Source organism: Methylotuvimicrobium buryatense, from assembly GCF_005931095.1.
Lineage (GTDB): Bacteria > Pseudomonadota > Gammaproteobacteria > Methylococcales > Methylomonadaceae > Methylotuvimicrobium > Methylotuvimicrobium buryatense.
In genome coordinates this window covers 4289062-4309753 of record NZ_CP035467.1, presented here as the reverse complement: position 1 = coordinate 4309753, position 20692 = coordinate 4289062, and the positions used below count along the sequence as shown (strand labels likewise).

Annotated in this window: 17 protein-coding genes; 4 read left to right on the top strand and 13 right to left on the bottom strand. The window is 48.7% G+C overall.

What is annotated here, in order from left to right:
* Nucleotides 1-83: 83 nt before the first annotated feature.
* The 3 genes from EQU24_RS19260 to EQU24_RS19250 all read right to left on the bottom strand — a co-directional run bounded on the left by EQU24_RS19260 (nucleotide 84) and on the right by EQU24_RS19250 (nucleotide 2116).
* The gene (locus EQU24_RS19260) at nucleotides 84-491 is read right to left on the bottom strand and encodes a cupin domain-containing protein (protein WP_017842002.1); all 408 of its coding nucleotides are present in this window, start codon (nucleotides 489-491) and stop codon (nucleotides 84-86) included.
* A 90-nt stretch (nucleotides 492-581) separates the two neighbouring features.
* A complete protein-coding gene (locus EQU24_RS19255; RefSeq protein WP_017842003.1) occupies nucleotides 582-1121 on the bottom strand; it encodes a DUF2058 domain-containing protein in 540 nt (179 codons plus the stop codon).
* Between the two features lie 23 nt (nucleotides 1122-1144).
* Nucleotides 1145-2116: a calcium/sodium antiporter gene (locus EQU24_RS19250; protein ID WP_017842004.1), complete on the bottom strand. Its 972-nt coding sequence runs from the start codon at nucleotides 2114-2116 to the stop codon at nucleotides 1145-1147.
* Nucleotides 2117-2434: 318 nt separating this feature from the next.
* Between EQU24_RS19250 and ald the strand changes: the two genes are divergently transcribed.
* Nucleotides 2435-3541 carry an alanine dehydrogenase gene (gene ald, locus EQU24_RS19245; RefSeq protein ID WP_017842005.1) on the top strand — a complete coding sequence of 369 codons (1107 nt, stop codon included), beginning with the start codon at nucleotides 2435-2437 and terminating at the stop codon, nucleotides 3539-3541.
* Nucleotides 3542-3884: 343 nt separating this feature from the next.
* On the opposite strand, the gene EQU24_RS19240 is transcribed toward ald, so the two are convergent.
* The 3 genes from EQU24_RS19240 to EQU24_RS19230 form a co-directional block, all read right to left on the bottom strand.
* The gene (locus EQU24_RS19240; RefSeq protein WP_017842006.1) at nucleotides 3885-4145 is read right to left on the bottom strand and encodes a hypothetical protein; all 261 of its coding nucleotides are present in this window, start codon (nucleotides 4143-4145) and stop codon (nucleotides 3885-3887) included.
* A 270-nt stretch (nucleotides 4146-4415) separates the two neighbouring features.
* Nucleotides 4416-5783, bottom strand: a complete 1368-nt coding sequence (locus tag EQU24_RS19235) for a coiled-coil domain-containing protein (RefSeq protein WP_017842007.1) — start codon at nucleotides 5781-5783, stop codon at nucleotides 4416-4418.
* Nucleotides 5770-7056, bottom strand: coding sequence for a GumC domain-containing protein (locus EQU24_RS19230; protein WP_040575352.1), 1287 nt, complete (start codon nucleotides 7054-7056; stop codon nucleotides 5770-5772). The genes EQU24_RS19235 and EQU24_RS19230 overlap by 14 nt, the downstream gene beginning before the upstream one ends.
* Nucleotides 7057-7429: 373 nt before the next feature.
* Between EQU24_RS19230 and EQU24_RS19225 the strand changes: the two genes are divergently transcribed.
* Entirely contained in the window at nucleotides 7430-8374 is a 945-nt protein-coding gene (locus tag EQU24_RS19225) for a malate dehydrogenase (RefSeq protein ID WP_017842009.1), read from the top strand.
* A gap of 297 nt (nucleotides 8375-8671) precedes the next feature.
* Here the strand turns inward: EQU24_RS19225 and EQU24_RS19220 are convergent, their stop codons facing one another.
* From EQU24_RS19220 to EQU24_RS19195, 5 genes are all read right to left on the bottom strand, one after another.
* Nucleotides 8672-10153: a lipopolysaccharide biosynthesis protein gene (locus tag EQU24_RS19220; RefSeq protein WP_017842011.1), complete on the bottom strand. Its 1482-nt coding sequence runs from the start codon at nucleotides 10151-10153 to the stop codon at nucleotides 8672-8674.
* A gap of 411 nt (nucleotides 10154-10564) precedes the next feature.
* A complete protein-coding gene (locus tag EQU24_RS19215; RefSeq protein ID WP_017842012.1) occupies nucleotides 10565-10831 on the bottom strand; it encodes a hypothetical protein in 267 nt (88 codons plus the stop codon).
* A 294-nt stretch (nucleotides 10832-11125) separates the two neighbouring features.
* Complete coding sequence (locus EQU24_RS19205) at nucleotides 11126-11866, bottom strand: ABC transporter ATP-binding protein (protein WP_017842013.1); 741 nt, start codon at nucleotides 11864-11866, stop codon at nucleotides 11126-11128.
* Nucleotides 11863-12621 (bottom strand): ABC transporter permease, encoded by a 759-nt coding sequence (locus EQU24_RS19200; RefSeq protein ID WP_026130318.1) that lies wholly within the window; start codon nucleotides 12619-12621, stop codon nucleotides 11863-11865. Before EQU24_RS19200 ends, EQU24_RS19205 begins: the two co-directional genes overlap by 4 nt.
* 82 nt (nucleotides 12622-12703) lie before the next feature.
* Nucleotides 12704-13678, bottom strand: a complete 975-nt coding sequence (locus EQU24_RS19195; protein ID WP_017842015.1) for an ABC transporter substrate-binding protein — start codon at nucleotides 13676-13678, stop codon at nucleotides 12704-12706.
* 293 nt (nucleotides 13679-13971) lie between these two features.
* Here EQU24_RS19195 and moaA point away from each other — a divergent pair, with 293 nt between their 5' ends.
* Nucleotides 13972-14979 carry a GTP 3',8-cyclase MoaA gene (moaA, locus tag EQU24_RS19190; RefSeq protein ID WP_017842016.1) on the top strand — a complete coding sequence of 336 codons (1008 nt, stop codon included), beginning with the start codon at nucleotides 13972-13974 and terminating at the stop codon, nucleotides 14977-14979.
* A gap of 755 nt (nucleotides 14980-15734) precedes the next feature.
* Nucleotides 15735-17015 (top strand): DEAD/DEAH box helicase, encoded by a 1281-nt coding sequence (locus tag EQU24_RS19185; protein WP_017842017.1) that lies wholly within the window; start codon nucleotides 15735-15737, stop codon nucleotides 17013-17015.
* Nucleotides 17016-17192: 177 nt separating this feature from the next.
* Here EQU24_RS19185 and EQU24_RS19180 read toward each other — a convergent pair whose 3' ends face one another.
* Both EQU24_RS19180 and oadA read right to left on the bottom strand, forming a co-directional pair.
* Nucleotides 17193-18320, bottom strand: a complete 1128-nt coding sequence (locus tag EQU24_RS19180; RefSeq protein ID WP_017842018.1) for a sodium ion-translocating decarboxylase subunit beta — start codon at nucleotides 18318-18320, stop codon at nucleotides 17193-17195.
* A gap of 476 nt (nucleotides 18321-18796) precedes the next feature.
* Nucleotides 18797-20581, bottom strand: a complete 1785-nt coding sequence (gene oadA, locus EQU24_RS19175) for a sodium-extruding oxaloacetate decarboxylase subunit alpha (RefSeq protein WP_017842019.1) — start codon at nucleotides 20579-20581, stop codon at nucleotides 18797-18799.
* Between the last annotated feature and the right edge of the window lie 111 nt (nucleotides 20582-20692).

Sequence of the window (20692 nt, the reverse complement as noted above, 5' to 3'; positions counted from 1 at the left end):
TTACAGCTGATGGCTGTTTCCTAATGACCAAACCGGGTGAGTCGATTGGCTCCCGGTTTGGCAGGTCGAACCGAGGAAGCTGGTTATTTTTTCTCGGGCTGTTTCGGTTGCGCGAGTTCGAAAATAATTAATTCGGCGGTGCCTTTGCCGACATTTTCGACCGACATGACATCGCCGGACTCCCAGAATACGTCTCCGGCCGAATAGACTCCCGTTTTATCGCCTTCGATGACTTTTAACTTGCCTTTGACGACATAGCGAGGGCCAGGGCCGTCGTGGGTATGGTCCGGTGTTTTGAATCCTGCAGGTATGGTGACTTTGATTGTTTTGGCATTGACGGTATTCGACGGTAATTCGATCTGTTGTTCTAATAATAGTTTTCTGTCGAATTTGCCTTGAGTTTGCGCGGTCGCCGTTGAAATTCCAAGCGTCAGCATGGCTAACGGTAACCCGAACATTCCTGCGTATTTTAAATAACAATTATTGTTCATCTTGCTTTCTCCCGTATAAATTTATTGTGAGATTGTTTGATCGTTAGCTGGTGATTTTGTTGCATCGAATTTTGCTATTTCAATAAGAAATTACCAAATCAAGTCGTCCGGTATTTGATAATCGGCATAGGGATCGTCAGTCGCGGGTTGTTTGGGAGGCTCATTGATTAAAACGATCACGCCGGGTAAGCGTTGTTCGATTTTTTGGGCAATTTCGAGCGGTACGATTTGATATTGTTTTTCGCAAATGACGATTGCCGCGCGGCCATTGACGATTTGATTTCGTACGAACTCCGAAACATATACCGATTTAACTTTGCCGTTATCGTTAAAATTGTATTTTACGCCTTCATTGCTTTGCGCAAGCTTATGTTGCTCGACCAGTTGTTTGATCTGAGCGGCCAGTTGTTTTCGTTCCGTTTCTTCTTTTTTTAGTTGGTTGAGCAGACGGTCTTTTTCTTGTTGTTCCGTTTTAGCTTTTTGTATCTCCAGTCGAGTTTGCTCCGTAGCGGCATGGGCATTCTTTTTGGGTTGTTTACGTTTTTCGGCCCGAATTTGTTTAGCCTTGGTGTCGCTGGCAAGGCCGGACTTCAGCAGTTGTTCCTGTAGACTTAATTTTTTTTGAGTCATGGTTTTTTCGTGACGGCAATAAGTTAAATAGTAGTGACCGAAAAGATCAGATAACAGGTGTAACCGATGTAGGCCGATAATAATAATCCGCCTTCTATACGGTTGATTCGTCCTCCGCCATTGTTGGAGTAACCCAGGACAAAAAGGGAAGCCGTTAGTGCGGCCATGACAGGCCAATCTCGGAGCAAAATATCTTCGGGGATCGTCATGGGATGTATGGCTCCTGCAATCCCTACGACCGCAGTCGTATTGAATAGATTGGACCCGATAATATTTCCCAAGGCAATATCGTGCTCGCCCTTCTTGGCGGCGATGACTGATGACGCCAGTTCCGGCAAAGATGTGCCGATTGCAACGACGGTTAGTCCAATGATTAAATCGCTGATACCTAGACTTTGTGCAATCGTGACTGCGCCTGAGACCAGCATCTGTGAGCTGACGATCAATAACACCAAGCCTAAGGCAACCCAAAATAACGCACGACCAAGTGTCATCTCGTGGGCTTGTAATTCGGATTCCATTTCCTTTTCGAAACTATCGGAATCTTTTTTCATGCCTTGGATGATGGTCCAGCCCATGATCATGCCAAACACCGCTAATAAAAGCCAAGCATCCAATTGAGTAAATTCGTTGTCATAAATTTGCAAGGCGGCGAACAACGTGACCGCGCTAAGGATAGGGAGTTCTTTTCGAAGCACTTGAGAGTGTACGGCAATCGGACTTATGATCGCGGTGATGCCGAGAATTAATGCGATATTGGTGATATTTGAGCCGTAGCCGTTGCCTAATGCGATATTCGGATTGCCTTGCCATGCCGATATTGAAGACACCGCCATTTCCGGGGCGGAGGTGCCGAAACCGACGATGACCATGCCGATCAATAGCGGCGACATTCCGGCAAAATGCGCAACAGCGGACGCGCCCTCGACAAAGCGATCGGCACTCCAGACTAATAATGCTAAACCGACAATAATTAGAACAACAGATAACGCCATGGAGACTCCAAAAAAGAAATACAGAGTTTTATGATTCTGTATATGGAAGGGAAAAGGAAATCGATTACAATCGAGCTTTGAAAGAGCCATTGTTGTACCGGTTTTATTTACCCATCGTAGATAAAAATTCGGCACCGGGGCCCGTCAAAGGATGCCGTGAATACGCCCATGTAAGCTCTAGCCAGCATCCATGCTGGCAAAGCCTTTGCCAGGCATCTCGGTGCCTCCTTAGGCACTGCCGAAATTTGAAGTGCGAAAGGTAAAACCGAATTATATTCCAATTCGAATGATAGCTTGCCACTAAATCAAGGGGGCGCAATGAGAATAGGTGTTCCGAAAGAAATTAAGGATCAAGAAGGAAGGGTGGGACTGACTCCGGCGGCCGCCGGAATATTGGTCGAGCGAGGCCACGAAGTGTTAGTTGAAATCGGTGCCGGATTAGATTCGGGGTTTACCGATAATCATTACAAGCAGCTTGGTGTTAATTTGGTTTCAGCATCGGAGGCTTGGCAGGCGGACCTAGTGGTTAAGGTCAAGGAGCCGTTGCCTGCCGAGTATCAGTATTTGAAGCAACAAAAGATCTTTACTTTTTTGCATTTGGCCGGTGTCGATCCGGCTTTGACCGATGCCTTGCTGACTAATGGCACCACCGCGATTGCCTACGAACTGGTTGAAGATGAGCAAGGCCGGTTGCCGATTCTAGTGCCGATGAGTGCGATAGCCGGCAATGTCGCGGTCTTGATGGGCGCGTATTACCTGGCTAAGTTCAATGGCGGCAAAGGCGTTCAATTAGGCCGCATTGGCAAGAACAGGCATGGTAATGTGTTGGTCGTCGGCGATGGGGTGGTTGGCATGCATGCCGCTCGCGTGGCATCGGCAATGGGAGCCGAGGTTTATGTCGCCGGTATCGACAAATCGCACATGGATTGGTTGAGAAGAAACGAGTTGCCGGAAGTCAATTTCGTATTATCGACGCCGGAAAATATAAGCCGCATTGTTACCGAGGCAGACCTTATTATTGGGGCCGTGTTGTGCAGGGGAGACAAAGCGCCTAAAGTCATCACCGAACAAATGATAGCGACGATGATGCCCGGCTCGGTCGTTGTCGACGTCAGTATCGACCAAGGCGGTTGCATCGAAACTTCGCGGCCGACATCGCATACCGAGCCCGTTTACAGGACGCATGGCGTGATTCATTATTGCGTTAGCAATATGCCCGGCGCCTACCCTCGAACCTCGACACTGGCGCTCAATGAAGCGACTTTGCCTTTTGTTCTAAAGCTGGCCGAAGCAGATAAAGAAGGGCTTGAGCATCTTGACAGTGGATTAAAGAAAGCAGTCATGACTTATCACGGACAGTTGACCAATCATGCTGCAGCTGCAGCGCTTGACAAATTAAAGCATTATCGGGCTTTGGTTGATTAGCGTGGGAAAAATCAGCAATTCCCATTTTGAGCAGTTTCGCCGATTTTAGGGTGTGGGGTATGCCTGTCGAGGAACGCCGTAAACCCATCCATGGGGGCTTGGCGGCAGCTCGAACGCCAAGGATGGCCTGAATGCAGATTTTGCATTACGTCAAGGATGGCGTGTAGTAGGGCAATGCAGGAGCAATTGCCGAGGAGCAAAAATCTGCCCTGCTGCCGACATCCTCGCCAAGCATACCCCACACCCTTTTTGATCTCCAAATTGGGAATTGCTGGGGAAAAATAGTTCGGATTTCGATAGTTGGTTTTTTTGATAGTCCTTTAACGAGAAGTTTTTCCAGAGGTTAACGCTGCTGCCGCCAACGGTAATACACTTTCCCGTCATCGCATTGCCAACTCAAGCGTTGACTCCCGCTGTCGTTGATAAACGGTTGGCAATCGTGGTCGATTTTAAATTGTGCCCATTCGCCGTCGTCGATATTGGAACTGATGTAAGCACCGATCAACTTAAAAATGACAATACCGAATAACAGAACAATGATGGTTGTTGCAAGGTTATGTCGTAATAACAATATTATTTTTGCGGCTTTATGGAATAAGTACATGGCAGCCTTCCTGTTCGGTTATTGAATATGATTATCCTAAGAAGAGCAGTTGGCATGTGTTGTAGACCGTTCGTGCTGAGCCAAGTCGAAGCATGAACGGTCTACAACACTTTCACCGGCTTGGTGAAGCATCAAACTACCCTCACCCTTCGACAAGGCTCTCTTGAGCGCAGACGAAGGGCTCAGAGCGAACGGGTAGTTTGAGTCTCTTAGCTGCTCTTTTTAGGATTATTGTTTGTTCATCGATGCCTATTTGAGTTTTGTGTTGCTTTATTCGGGCTCCGAATTCAACGGCAGTTCCCGAGGAGCTTGGTCGGTGGATTGCTTGGCTTTTCTCGCGGCCTGTATCATTTCGTTGCGCCGTTTCTCGAGTACCAGTAGCTCGATATCCCTGCGTAAATATTCGGAAGTTTCCTGAGTGGCTTCATAGCGTTTTTTCTGCTCTTCGATCTGCATCGCCAGTTCCATTTCCTTCAGGCGGCTTTCGTGTTGCAGCCTTTCCGCATGCAACTTTTCCTGCAATTTCTGAGCTTCTGATTGTTTTTGCGCAGCTAAAGCCCGTTCCGCTTCGGATTCGATTTGTTTTAAGCGCTGTTCCTGTTTGAGCTTTTCTTGTTGCATGCGTTCTTTCGCGGCATTCCATTGAGCTTGTTGTTCTTCGAACAGTTTGAGTTCGGCTGCGAGCTCTTTTTCTTTCAGTAACTGTTGATGCCTCAACTTTTCTTCTTGCAGTCGTTGCTCGTTTTCAAGTTGTTTAGCCAGTTGTTGGCGTTGCAATTCTCGTTGCGTTTCCTGCTCGAGTTCTTGCAGACGGGTTTGATGCCGGACGCGCTCCATGTACAGGCGTTCTTCCAGGTTGAATTGCTCGGTTATTTGTCGCTCTTGCTCCTTTAGTAAGCGCAAATTGGATTCTGCCTCAAGTGCTTGTTCTTTGATTTTTAATTCCGTTTCCCGGTTTCTTTTTTCGATAAGCAGGCGTTCTTGTTCTTCTTGTTGGCGCAGGTTTTCCCTATTTTGACGTTCCTTGAATTCGAAGTTTTTCTTTTGGATTTTTAAATAAATATCTTCACGAGCAAAACCATTGTTCAGGTTTTGCGATTGCGCAACATCGGCAAAAGACGGTTGTATCGAGCATAACGCACGACACTGGATATGTTGAGTGATTAGTGTTTCGTTGATTTGCGATTGAATTTGCTTTTCGATCGGCGCTAAACCGGATTCTATCCATTCGCCATTGTCGAGCTTTTTAATTTCCTGGTCGATGACATCGCGAACCAGGCTTTCATAAGCTTTTTTGATATGTCGGTTGATCTCGGGCAAGGTCTCAAGATGTGCCATCGCATAGTGAATCGAGGCTTGAAAATGAATCGTCAGATTGATCTCAAGTGAGCAAAAACCGCCGTAGAGTTCGGCACGACAGATCATCAGCCAGTCTTCGATCGGTAGATGATAAATACGATGGTAAAAACGCGGAGTAAATGTTGTGGGACGTGGAAAGGCCTTCCGATAAGGACCTAGTTTTGCGACGACTAAACGTCGGCTGCCGTCGAAGCCCGGGTCCCAAGTTTCATCTTGGTCGTTCGCTTCGCTGGCGATATCGGCTAGCCAGAGGTCCAGAGGCGATTTAGTGCTGTTCATGGGTAGCGGGTTCGGTATTCATCGTTACAGGTTCTGCGCGTCCGGATTGCTCCTTGATTTTTTGTAGTTTATCGCCAAGCTTTTCGGCAATTAACGGATAAAGCGTCGGCGCGAATTCCACAGTACGGTCATCGACTTTACGCAAAAAGCCCCGGCTAAGCAACAGGCCGACCGCAAACATTCTCGGCCAGTCAATATAGCGTTTGGCTTTTTCGATTTCGGTTTTTTCGATAATCATTTCCAGGGCATCGTTTTCGTTGATGCGAAATTGCGTGAATTGTCTAAGGCACTCGAAAACCAACTCTTCCTCTTGTTCAGTTAGTGGGCCGGGAGCGGTGAATTCCAGGCGGTAGGAGAGCAGTACGGTAAAAAAATCGACCATGCCCGCGCACACTAAAGCAAAGGTCGAAAAGCCCGTCCACATTGCAAATGACGGTTTGATGCCTTGGATATATTGCGAGTAAGGCATCAATACCGGTGCCGCGGGTAAATGGGTGTTGAATTTGGCGACTTGTCGATTGAATTGCAATTGAACGGTCTGCAAACCGCTCGATATCTGTTGATATATTTCTCGAATAGCTTCGGAATCCTGGTCAAGTTGGTTTAGATTGGCTTGTAGTGCGCCGATTTGGGCGTCGAGAAGTGCAAGTTGTTCTTCAAGTCCTGCCAATTCAGATTTTTTGTTTTGATAAAGCTCGTTATAGTGCCGCCATATTCGGCCTTCGCCGATTTGGTTTCTTAACGATGGAGGGATTTCAGGATGCGTGCCGAAATAAGCTTGAGTGACTTGTTGGTTCAACTGTTCCACTTCAAGCCGCTCTTTCGCCAGCAATTCCCCTTTGATGGCGATAATGTTGCTTAAATAATCCTCGACTTTATTGCGGACCTCGTTGAGGCGTTGGATATGAATCGTGTCTTGCTCGGAGATTTCATAAAATTTGAAATAAGAAAACGACACCGATGCGCCCAATGCAATCAACAGCGAGGCAAGCACGCTGAAATAACGCAATCGATTGGCACGCCAATGAATCCCTGCGATTTCGAATGAGCAAATTACGATGATCGATTGAATCGCGACCGTGATGATCAGCGCGATCCAGGGTGTGATGAAATGCGACATGCCGTAATATGTCGTAAACCCGGAAGCCAAACTGAGCGCGAGAACGATGGGAATGGTCCATATTCGCATCAGACTCACGAACATGGTTTGTATGATGTTGATGAGACGTCCTAGGCCGCCGCTTTTCATTTTTATTATTATTCGGTTGTCCATCGTCTGACTTTATGTTGTTATTCGAGTAAGCGTAATCCTAAAAAATCAGCTGGAGCGCTTGGAATCCGTTCGTGCTGAGTCCTTCGGACTGCGCTCAGGAGAGCCTTGTCGAAGTATGAGCGAATCCAAGCGCCACCCATTGGGTGAGCATTCTAAATCCCGCCCACCCTTCGACTAGGCTCAGGGCGAACGGGATTTAGAATGCTCAACTGATTTTTTAGCGTTATTGCGGAAATTAGCAAGATTAAAAAAATTCTGCTAATAGTATCACATTGAATTTAAATAGTTTCTATTGAAAACAAATCAAGCAGTTGTCTTTATTCCGGCTATTGCGTGAGGGTTTTAACCGTATATTTGAGATTGAGTGTCAATCATGAAAATAGCCATAATCGGAGCCGGCCATGTCGGTTCGTCGTTAGCGTATGCGCTGGTGTTGAAGGGGTTGGGCAATTATTTGTTGTTGGTCAATCGTGATGCGACCAAAGCGTTGGGAAATGCATTAGATTTACAGCATACACTGGCTTTTTGCGAACGACCGATGCAAATCGAGGGCGGCCCGCTTGAAGAGGCGGTGGGTTGCGATATCGTCGCGATCACCGCTTCGACGCCGATGGCAAAAGGCATGACTTCTCGTATGGAATTAGGCAAAGCGAATGTCGAGTTATTCAAATCGATTATCCCGATGCTGGCCGAAAATAATCCTGAAGCTGTTTTTATTATCATCACCAATCCGGTCGATGTGATGACCTGCTGTGCTACGCGGCTTTCGGGATTGCCGTCGTCACAAATCGTCGGAATCGGCACGCTGGTCGACTCGGCTCGATTCAGAACCTTATTGTCCAAGGCCGAGCAGATTCATCCCGACGATTTAAGAGCCTATATTCTTGGCGAACACGGACCGAATCAGTTTCCGGTATTCAGCCATGCTTCGGCTGGCGGCGAGCTGATAACCGATAGTCCGAGGCATAGAGAGATTTTTGAAGAGGTCAACAAGGCCGGTTTCGAGGTCTATCGATTGAAAGGTTATACCAATTTTGCGATTGCTTCAGCCGCTTGCGAAGTCATCAGAACCATAGTTCACGACGAACATCGAACGATGCCGCTCAGTACTTGTTTCGATGACTGGCAGGGGATCAAAGACAATTGTTTCAGCATTCCGGTCGTACTAGGCCGTTCCGGTATTATCCGGTATTTGCAGCCCGACCTAAACAGTCTGGAGATCGAGGCGCTGGAGCAATCGGCCAGAACGGTCCGAGCCAATATCGATAGTTTATTGCTTGGGGTAGGTGAAAGAGGAAAGGTGAAAGGTGAAAGATGAAAGGTGAAAGGTGAAAGGTGAAAGGTGAAAGGTGAAAGGGGAAAGGTGAAAGGGGAAAGGGGAAAGGGGAAAGAGGAAAGAGGAAAGAGGAAAGAGGAAAGAGGAAAGAGGAAAGAGGAAAGAGGAAAGAGGAATGGAGTCTTGTGGGAGCGATCCCCAGATCGCGATTTCGAAGCCGGTAAGCTTGGATGATAATAAAGGGTATCGAAGTCACATTGGTCAAGGTTCCTCGTTACCGCCGCTCCAGCGTGGGAATGCATACCAAAGCTGAAAGATGAAGGGAGAAACGTGGCCGACTCAAGTATCGTGTTTGTGGCGCAGTAGCGGCCGAATATCGAACCACGTTGCGGTAACTAGATAAGCTGCAAGGCTTGCCGAAGCGCTGAGCCAGGTGTTGATAAGATAGACTTCTGTCGCGAAATGATGGGCAACATATAAAATTAAACCGAAGGTGATATAGCCGATGATCTTGCCTAGCCTATAAGGGACCGGATAATAGCGGCGCCCGAGTAGCCAAGAGATGACGGCCATGAATAGATAGCACGCCAGCGTCGCCCAGGCAGAACCGTGATAACCCCAAATCGGGATCCACCAAATATTCAGCCAAGCGGTCAAACCGGCGCCCGCCAACGAAACCCAAGCGCCCATGCCGGTGCGGTCGGTCAATTTGTACCAGATCGACAGATTGACATAGATGCCGAGCAGTAGATTTGCGATCAATAAGACCGGCACAATATCGAGGCCTTCACGGAAATCCGAGCCGATAAAATATTGAAAGAAATCGATGAATAGCGTCACGACTAGAAAAATAAACACGCCGAAGATTACAAAATAATTCATGATCAATGCATAAGACTTTTGTGCATCCTCACGTCCGGCTATGCTAAAGAAAAACGGTTCGCCGGCATAGCGGAAAGCTTGCACGAACAGGCTCATTAGAATCGATAATTTATAACAGGCGCCATAGATACCGAGCATTTGCAAATTGGTATCCAAATCATAAGGCAGCATATATTTCAATATTGCCCGGTCGAGCATTTCGTTGACCATGCCGGCGAATCCGATGATGACCATAGGCAATGAATAGATCAACATCGGTTTGAGTATTGTCGGGCTTAGCTGCAGGCGTATGCCGCGCAGTTGCGGAATCAGTAACAGGAATTTAAAACAACTGGCCAGCAGGTTGGCTAGGAAAATATATCCGACACCGATCGCCGGGTCGTAAATAAAACGAATCGCCGAATCCGGCCAGGCCGCAGCGATTTTAGGACAAGCAACCAGAAAAAACAGATTGAGGCCGATGGTCAAGAAAATCTCGGTCAATTTGATGCCGGCAAAACGCCATGCCCGGTTTTCCGCGCGTAACCGCGCGAACGGCAGCGCCGTTATCGCGTCCAGAACTAGAATCGATGCAAACCAAAGAATATATTCAGGATGTTCGCCGTAATGCAGAAGCTCCGCCAAAGTTTCGTTGAAAAATACGATGAACCCGAGAAAAGTCAGATTAACCAAAACTAAAAAGCTTTGCGCGCCGGCATAGACTGTCTCTTTCGAAAAATCCTTTTTATTGTGAAATCGAAAATATCCGGTTTCAAGGCCGCCGATCAACAGTACCGCGAAAAAACCGGCGTATGCATAAAATTCCGAGACCACGCCGTATTCACCGGTATTGAATGTGTAGGTGTAGAGCGGGACCAAAAGATAATTAAGAAAACGGCCGATGATGCTGCTAAGGCCGTAAATTGCGGTCTGTGAAACGAGTTGACGTAAAGGGTTCAAGACAAAGGGTCCGGTTAACAGAGTAGCTATAGCTATCGTAGATCAATATTCGGCGTCGGGGTGTCCGTTAAAGGGCATGGTGCATATGTCCATGTAGGCAAAGCCTTTGCCGAATACCCCGGCGCCTAAGTCTGTTGAAAAAAGCCATTTTAGCTAATTTCTGTATTACCGCTTTTTAATCTCAAAATAACTTGGAAATTGTTGATGGTCATAGGCTATAAAGCGCTAGGTGTAGGGTGAACATCGCGCACCAAGGTCGGGCATCCGTCGTGTTAGGCGGTTTTTCAATCAAAAGGGAGTAGATCGTTTTTCAACCACCGAGAACACAAGGCATGAATATCTATACCTTTGTGAACTCTGCGGTTTTATTAAGCGTTAAATGAAAAATTCAAAGAGTTGAGTGATAAGAGACTAAGGATAAATAACCTTAGGCTGGAAATAGGCGGCCGGATATTTGGGATCGAATTCCGCTATCGAGGCCGGTTCGCTGCTTGATTTTTTATCGGCTTTTTGGGCGTCCGGTGCGGTATCCAATTGATCTGCTAATTCTTCATCGATAAAAACGACTTTCGGTTGAAAGTTGCTGGCAGGGTATTGCTCGTCACTGCCGGCTGAAGCAGTCGTTGACGCTAAAGTGAAGCCGAATGCGGCAAAGCCTAATAGGATTCTTTTGAACATTATTGTATGGTCCTCCGGGTCGTTGAATATCAGCCCGCTATTATACCTTTCGTACTTCAAAATTCGGCAGGTGACTAAGGAGGCACCGGGGTGCTCGACAAAGGCTTTGCCAGCATGGAGCTGGCATAGAGCCTACATGGACGTATTCACGGCGTCCTTTGACGGGCACCCCGGCGCCGAATTTTGATCTGCGATGAGTATATCTAGGATAGCGGGGGCATAAAGGGCTATAAGTATCGGGTATTTTTCCCGGTCCTGCAACAGTGCAGGACGTTTAAACGACTGCCGGTAAGCTCATAAAAGCGCCCTGATTTCAGGATGATCCTGAAGCAATTTTTGTCTGAACGCCTCGATAGCCGTTTCGTCGTCGCGTTTGTCTCTCGGAATGTTCACGCGGATTTCGCTGATCGCCTGCATCGGCGGCGAAGACAGGAAAACCAGGCGATCCGCTAGCGCGATCGCTTCGCGCAGGTCGTGCGTGACGAACAAGACCGTATGCGGACGCTGTTGCCAGAGTCTTATCAACAATTCCCTGACCTGACGCGCGGTTGGAGCATCGAGCGACACGAAAGGCTCGTCCATCAATAGCACGTCGGGATCGATCGCAAAGGCCCTGATGATCGAAACGCGCCGACTCATGCCCAAGGACAGGCGTTCCGGATAGACCTGTTGGGCATCGGTCAATTGCATCGTGTCGAGCAAGGCGTCAACCGTTTTCGGGTCATGATCGGTCGGCAGGGCCAGCGTGATGTTTTCTCGGACGGTCTTCCACGGCAAAAGCCGAGGGTTCTGAAAGACATAGCCGATTTTCGGTGTTTTGTGCCGATGTTCGACCGTGATTTCGCCCCGGTAATCCCGGTCTAATCCGGCCAGGATGTTCAGCAGCGTGGTCTTGCCGCAGCCGGACGGGCCGACCAGGCAAATGAATTCATTGGACGGCAATTCCAGTTTCAGATCGGCGATGGCACGGTGACCCGGGGATTGTCGTTGCGATGGATAGGTTTTGTCAACGATGTCGATGCGGATCGCGGTCATCGGCGCCACCTTCCGGCTTTTCGGTCGAGCGGTTTCAGAATGAGTATCTCGATCACTTGAATCACCGCCACAAACGCGACCGTATAGGCCAGAATGCCGGCGACGTCGAACATTTGAAAGAATAAATGCAATTGGTAGCCCATGCCGTTACTGCGGCCGAGCAGTTCGACGACGAGAATGATTTTCCAAATCAATGCTAAACCCGAACGCGTTGCGCCCATGACAAAAGGATGCAGTTGTGGCCAGATGACATGAACCAGAGTTTTGCGTTTACCGAAATGGTAACAGCGGGCCATTTCCAGTAAATCCTTGTCCAGGGCTCGAGTGCCTTCTCGAATCGTGACGACGACGTTCGGCAGTTTGTTGATGACGACCGCAAGAATAGCGGCTGATTCGATCAGTCCAAACCAGACATAGCACAAGATAATCGTCACCAAGGCCGGGATATTCAAAAAAATGACCAGCCAGTTATCGAAAAAGGCATCCAGTTTTTGATTCCGGCCTAAGACGATACCGATGGCGCAACCGAGTAGCATCGCAACGGCAAAACTGGAAACCAATCTAAGCAAGGTCACGCCCAGATGATAAGGAAGTTGGCCGGATAAGGTTTCTTGCCAGAATACCTCGGTCACCGATGCCGGCGTTGGTAGGCTATTGTCGCTGAGATAAAGGGCAAGGCCCTGCCATAGCCCTATAAAGAGCAGGATCGACAACAGATTGAGTGTTCTGTAATGGCTTAGCTTAGTTGAAGTCATGTTTGGATTAAGTGCAGCAGCATTTCAGTGATAACGCTGCTATTGACGAAAGCGCTTCCTTTAATTCAGTGACATCCGAGCATTATTCTTGGTCGATGGCCCAAAAAGTACCTGGCTGCAGATTGTCGTCTTTTCCGGTCAGTTTGTTGTGGCTGACCGTTTTCAAAATACGGTAGATGCGGTTAGCCGCATTTTTTTCTGGGTCACCCCACTGTTTTACGGCGCCTTCGCAATAACGCTTGCGCAGTACGCTTTGAGTATGCGTATCATCGGTTTGCGTTAACGGCAGGATTTTTTGCCAGGCTTCATCCGATTCGCATAGCAATGCGCGGGCTTGTCGAGCGGCTTGCAAAAAACCGGTCAGTACTTGTTTATGTTGCTCGGCCCAGCTTTGTTTGAAGACATAGCCAAGCGCCGGCACCTCCTCTTCTATTCCTAGTGTTTTGATCAACGCTTGACCGTCGATAATTTGGCGATATCCTTGAGCTTCAAGTTTGGCGGCAAAATGCCAATATGTCATGACGGCATCAAGGCGGTTGTTGAGCATTTGCTGATTGAGTAAGGGTGGAGCGCCGTAGACCTTTTCGATAGATGAAGCGATTTCGCTATTGCCTTGTTGTTGGAAAGCGGCTTGCATCAGCAACCCGTTTTTGTCGAGTTCTCCGCCGGCGATACCTAAGCGTTTATCTTTAAGGTCGTTTAGCGTTTTGATCGGGCTGTTTTCAGTAACGACGAGCCCGCCCGAGACATTTGAGTAAGGATAAAACGTATAATCGGCACCCGTCGAGCGCAATTTCGATACCCATATCCAGTCGGAGACGATAATGTCGACCGCACCTGATTGCAGTGCAATTTTACCGGCTTCAGGGTTGGCCAGTGGATGAATAGCCAATTCAAATTTGCCGGATTCGTCGAGTTTAGCACTTTGTAAGGTTTGCACTTCCCAGGCTGCCGTGCCGAACTCCAAAATACCCAGACGTATAATAACGGGTTCTGCAGCGAAGCTGTTGAGCGAGAACAACAAGCCAAGCCAGAAAAAGTGTAATTGTTTTTTCATTGGAGTCATCCTTTCTGTTCGATAGTCAATAACCGAAACATTCTAACTTGTTTTGGCTCTGAAATGGGGAGGCTATACTTCGCGCGGTCATGTTTTCGGCTTTTATGGCAATGCTATTTTGTTCGACGCTTACAGGGAGGTAAGCGGTAGACTGCGTCTGGAACCGGCAGTCGACGCTTACAGGGAGGTAAGCGGTAGACTGCGTCTGGAACCGGCAGTCGAGAGCAAACCACTAAAACAGACTATGAGCCGTATTGTGATAATATTGCCACATTAGTCAACCGATATAACTTATGAGTTCATTATCCAACACGACGCAATTGATCGACCGCTTCGGCAGAATTGTCGATTATGTAAGAATTTCAATCACCGACCGCTGCGATTTTCGATGTCAATATTGTATGGCCGAAGACATGGTGTTTTTGCCGCGTGCGCAAATTTTAACGCTCGAAGAAATCCATACGATAGCCCGGGCGTTTACTGAATTGGGCGTCAAAAAAATCCGTGTGACCGGGGGCGAGCCGTTGGTGCGCAAAGGCGCATTGCAATTGCTCGAAAATCTGGGGCGTTTGTCGGGACTGAATGAACTGGTTCTGACCTCCAACGGTTCTCAATTGGCGACGATGGCGCAAGCGATTAAATCGGCCGGCGTAAAGAGGCTCAATGTCAGCTTGGATACGCTCGATGCAAAAAAATTCAAGGATATTACCCGAACCGGCGACTTGCATCAGGTGTTGCGAGGTATCGAGGCGGCGAGGCAGGCGCGGTTCAAACGCATCAAAATCAATGCGGTCGTTTTGAAAAATCGTAATCATGAAGAAACGACCGATTTGGTTCAGTTTGCAATCGACCGTGATTTGGATATCAGCTTCATCGAAGAAATGCCGCTCGGTGTCATCGGCAGTCACGATCGCGCCGAAGCGTATTACTCCAGCGATGAAATTAAAGCCGATTTGGAACGGCATTTCAATTTGATTGCGAGTACCGAAAAAACCGGTGGGCCTTCGAAATACTTCCAGGTTGCAGGAACTTCGACCAAGGTCGGGTTTATCTCGCCGCATAGCCACAATTTTTGTAGCACCTGCAATCGTGTCCGATTGACCGTTGAAGGCCGATTGCTGTTGTGCCTCGGCAACGAGCACTCGGTCGATCTAAAAAAAGTCATTCGAGCAAATCCGGGGAATCTCGATGCGCTTAAAAATGCGATCGTCGAGGCGATGAAAATCAAACCGGAAAAGCATGAATTCAATCTAAACGAACAACCGGTTATTTTCAGACATATGAATGTAACGGGGGGGTGAAAGGTGAAAGATGACAAGCGCGCCAAGATTTTTCGCGAAAGCTGAAATGGGGTCCGTCCGATTTCAGCAGCGAAAAATTACTTGGCGATTATTGCCTTCGGCGGCCCCGATTCGCCCTGCGTCCGTGCCACTACGCCACATCATCGTAAACTCGATGCGGCTCCGTAGCACTCCCACAAATGGCTTTACGCCGTGTCGCGATGCCTTGTATTTTGCCTCCGCCTGCGCTATTCGCGCAGACTCCGGCAAAACACCCGGCGCTACGGCTATCGGGGACTAAAAATCTTCACTTCGCTGGCGCTCCGTTTCCAAGATTTTCAGCGAAGGTGAAAGATGAAAGATGAAAGATGAAAGATGAAAGATGAAAGATGAAAGATGAAAGATGAAAGATGAAAGATGAAAGATGGGTTCTTATGTTCTCGCCAAATGTATCCCACAGCGCCAAAAATTGTCGTTCATTGAGGCGAAGGTGACGAGCCAATAGACGCCAACATAAAGAAAAAATGCGTCATTCCGCCAGGGATTGGCGGAATCCAGTGCCATGGATGGCAATGCGAAGCTTCACATTTATGTAATCTGGATATCTGCAATCTATTCCGACATGACGAATAATGCCGCAAAAGCACTACAGAATAGGCGCTAATTTGGCGCTTATGGGTGTTCCCCCACCAGTGAATTAGTCTGAGCCGTCTGTTTTAATTGGCAAAGGGCCAATTTTTATTAACCCGCAACTTTATTTCCCCCACCTAAAAATTATGACATTCGAATCTCTAGGGCTTATTGCCCAACTCCAAACAGCAGTTGCGGAACAGGGTTATGAAACGCCTACGCCGATACAGCAAAAAGCTATTCCGCTTATTCTTGACGGACGCGATGTCATGGCCGGCGCGCAAACCGGAACCGGTAAAACGGCCGGTTTTGCGTTACCGATCCTGCAGCGGTTGAGCGAGACGATTAACAAAAAACCTCGGCCGGTTCGTACATTGGTATTGGTGCCGACTCGCGAACTGGCAGTACAAGTGCATCAAAGTTTCAAGGATTACGGCAAGCATGTCGCGTTGTTTAGTGAGGTGGTTTTCGGTGGTGTGAGCATGAACGGTCAAGCTCAACAGTTGCGGCGCGGTTGCGATATTGTTGTCGCGACTCCGGGACGATTGCTAGACCATGCTCGCCAAGGCAATGTCGATTTGGGGCGAGTCGAAATATTGGTTCTTGATGAAGCCGACCGAATGCTGGATATGGGTTTCAAGCGTGAAGTCGATGCAATACTGGCATTGCTGCCTAGACAGCGTCAAAATTTGTTATTTTCGGCGACTTTTTCTAATGAGATAAAAACCCTGGCAGGGCGCTTACTGCATGATCCGGTCGCAATTGAAGCGCCGCGGCAAACGATCGATGCCGATACCGTCGAACAACGTATTTATCCGATTAAGCGCGAATACAAGCGGGAATTATTATCTTACCTGATCGGTAGCGGTAATTGGCGACAAGTCTTGGTGTTCGTTAGAACCCGGCATGGGGCGGACCGTTTGGCCGAGCAATTAATCAAAGATGGTATTCGGACTGGGGTATTGCACGGTGACAAATCTCAAGGCGCGAGGATGCGTGCTTTGGCGGGATTCAAATCCGGGAAAATAGCGGTTTTGGTGGCGACCGATATTGCCGCGCGAGGCCTCGATATCGATCAATTGCCGCATGTGGTTAATTTCGATCTACCATCCGTGGCCGAGGATTATGTGCATCGTATTGGCAGAACCGGTCGCGCAGGATGGGTCGGCGAGGCTATTTCGCTAGTTTGCCCCGAGGAAGCGCCGATGCTCTTGGCGATTGAGAAATTATTAAAACGGTCGATACCGCGCGTTGCCGATACCGGTTACGAAGCCGTTTCATTGGAGGATCGGTCGGGAGCGGAAAAAAAGGATAATAAACGCACTACGCGTAGCGCTCCGCCCGTTAGAAAAAAAGCGCACCGAGGAGTGGCTTTCGTTAATAAAAAACGAGGGGACAAGCAAGGCAAGCGCTTGAGGAAAACTTGAATATATACCCTTTGCTTGTCAAATTTCGGTGCCGGGGTGCCCGTCAAAGGACGCCGTAAATACGACCATGTAGGCTCTATGATAGCATCCATGCTATCAAAGCCTTTGCGGAGCACCCCGGCGCCTCCTGAGGCAATGCCGAAATTTGAAGTGCGAAAGGTATACTTCTGCGTATTTCTAATCAACCAAGCTCAACAAAATCCCGGCCGCGACGGCGGAGCCGATCACGCCGGCAACGTTCGGTCCCATTGCATGCATCAGCAGGAAGTTATGAGGGTTGCTTTCAAGACCTAGCTTATTGGCGACCCTGGCCGCCATCGGGACCGCCGATACACCGGCCGCGCCTATTAGCGGGTTGACCGGTGTTTTGCTGAATTTATTCATGATTTTTGCCATGATGACGCCGGCGGCGGTGCCGATGCAAAAAGCGATCGCGCCCAAACCCAAAATACCGAGTGTTTCGAATTTCAGAAATGCTTCGGCGCTCAGTTTAGAGCCGACCGAAAGGCCTAAGAAAATCGTGACGATGTTGATCAATTCGTTTTGCGCGGTCTTGCTCAGACGGTCGACCGCCCCGCAAGTATTCATTAGGTTACCTAAACAAAACATGCCTACCAAGGGCGCGGCCGAGGGCAAAAGCAAGGCAGTTAACAGTAATAGCAGCAGTGGAAACAAGATTTTTTCGGATTTACTGACGGCTCTGAGCTGCTCCATTTCGATCATGCGCTCTTTTTCCGTAGTCAATGCGCGCATGATCGGCGGTTGGATGAGCGGCACCAGAGCCATATAGGAATAAGCGGCAACTGCGATCGCTCCGAGCAGGTCAGGGGCTAACTTCGAAGCAACATAGATGGCCGTAGGCCCGTCGGCGCCGCCGATAATGGCAATTGCCGCGGCATCCTTAAGCGAAAACTCGAGGCCGGGCACCATGTTTAGCGCTAATGCGCCTAATAATGTTGAAAAAATACCGAATTGAGCCGCAGCGCCTAGTAATAAGGTCTTCGGGTTGGCCAGCATCGGTCCGAAGTCCGTCATTGCTCCGACGCCCATGAAGATCAATAATGGAAATATGCCGGTTTTAATGCCGAAATATAAATAGTATAAAAGACCGCCTTCTTCGGCCATGTCTGCAATCGGTATGTTGCTCAGCACTGCGCCGAAACCGATCGGTAGTAGTAATAGAGGCTCAAAACCTTTCTTGATGGCCAGGAACAGAAGTAAAAAACCTACCATCATCATAAAAGCCTGGCCGGTTTGGATGTTGTAGATCCCGGTGCTTTGCCAGAGCGAATTTAAATTTTCCATAAATGATCTCGATTGAAGTTGATTTTTATTCTGAATAGTTGTTGAGTGCATCACGCATTAGCAGAGACAAGGCCAGGAATTAGGAAATGCTAATGGACTGAATTCGTTAACCTAGGATTTGGTCGTAAATAACTTCCCTATTTTCGGAGGGTTCGGTAACTCGATTGGCAGGTGTCGGCGGCAGGGAAAGCCGCCGTCAAGCCTACACGGACGTATTTGCGGCGTCCTGTCAAGCGAGTTACCGAACCCTCAACAACGCTCATAGTTCCTGGACATTATTTATCACGAAATCCCTAGGGCTTTTTTATTATAAATTGAAGAGCGCTTTTATTTATCCTCATCGGCGCGCCTTAGTCCTTATTTAATAAAGAAGGGGTTGGGGTTCGGGAAGGTGCCGGCGCGATGTTAAGGGGAGGACCGTTCATGCTTTGGCAGTGCTAGGCACGAACGGTGGTTTATCTCTGGCTCTTGTGGCTTTATAAGGTAATCAGGGCGTCGCCGACCGTCACTGCGGAACCTTCCTTGATATGGACGATAGATACCGTGCCGCTGGTTTTGGAGCGAACTTCGGTTTCCATTTTCATGGCCTCCATGATCACGACTACATCGCCGGCTTTTACCGTGCCGCCAATACTGACATTGATCTTTAAGATATTTCCCGCCATTGGCGCTTGAACGATCGCGCCTCCGGAGTTGATTGGCTGAGCTGGTTCTGCAGGTGTTATTCCCGGCTTGATGTCGAATGTTGTTCCGCCCGGCGCAACCGAGACATTAAAGGTTTTGCCGTCAACGTTGACGCTATAGGTTTCGGCTTGACATGCGGTTTTTTGCGGTACGGTCGGAACGGGGACTGCAGGTTCGTTCGAAGGCGGGGCTTCGAAGGCTTCGGCCTGGCCGCGATGGCTAATGAATTTCCAGCCGATTTGGGCGAATAAGCCATAAATCAGAGCGTCTTCTTCGAGATTGTCGGCTAATGTTACGTCTTCGGCTTTCGCTTTGGCGCGGACTTCTTCGATTAATTTGTCCATTTCGGGTTCCAGCAAATCGGCTGGACGGCAGGTGATCGGTTTGGCGCCGACCAGCACCTTGGCTTGAAGCTCGGCATTAACCGGAGCCGGCGTAGCACCGTATTCGCCTTTCAGTACACCTGCAGATTCCTTGGTGATAGTTTTATAGCGCTCGCCGGTCAATACATTGATGACCGCTTGCGTGCCGACGATTTGCGATGTTGGTGTCACAAGTGGAATGAAGCCTAGGTCTTCTCGGACTCGCGGTATTTCTTCCAAGACCTCATCGAAGCGGTCTGCGGCATTTTGTTCCTTTAATTGGCTTTCCATGTTGGTCAGCATTCCGCCGGGTACTTGGCTAGTCAGGATGCGGCTGTCGACGCCTTTTAAATTGCCTTCGAAACGTGCGTATTTTTTGCGAATTTCTCGGAAATAGGCGGCAATGTCTTCTAATTTCTTGATGTTGAGTCCGGTATCTCTCGCTTGACCCTCAAGTGCGGCGACCATGGTTTCGGTAGGGCTGTGTCCGTAAGTCATGCTAAGCGAGGAAATTGCCGTGTCGACATTATCGATTCCGGCTTCCGCGGCTTTAATCAGCGTTCCGACGCTTAGCCCTGTCGTCGCATGGCAATGTAAGTGCACCGGAATCGATAAACTTTGCTTGAGGCGGCCAACTAACTCATAAGCGGCATAGGGCGTCAACAAGCCGGCCATATCCTTGATACAAACCGAATGCGCGCCCATGTCTTCGATTTGTTTGCCTTGATCGACCCACATGTCGAGCGTATGTACCGGACTGACCGTATAAGAAATGGTGCCTTGGGCGTGTTTGTCCGTGGCCAGTACCGCTTTTACCGCGCGCTCGATATTGCGCATATCGTTCATCGCGTCGAAAATTCGAAAGACGTCGATGCCGTTTACCGCGCAGCGTTCGACGAATTTATCGACGACATCGTCGGCATAATGCCGATAACCGAGAATATTTTGGCCGCGAAACAGCATTTGTTGCGGCGTGTTGGGCATCGCGGCCTTCAGTTGGCGAAGGCGTTCCCAGGGGTCTTCGCCCAAATAACGGATGCAGGCGTCGAATGTGGCGCCGCCCCAGGTTTCCAAAGACCAGTAGCCGACTTTGTCAAGTTTTTCACAGATCGGCAACATGTCTTCGATGCGAAGGCGTGTCGCCAGAATCGACTGGTGCGCGTCGCGTAATACGACTTCCGTGATTCCTAAAGGTTTGGTGTTGGCTGCTGTCATAGCTTGGGTTCTCCGTGGACCTTATGGGAGGTCAAATCATTAAAAGTTGATGCGACTTTAAGTTTTAACCAGGGCGTTCAATTAACTTCGGTTGCGAATAAAAAAGGCGCT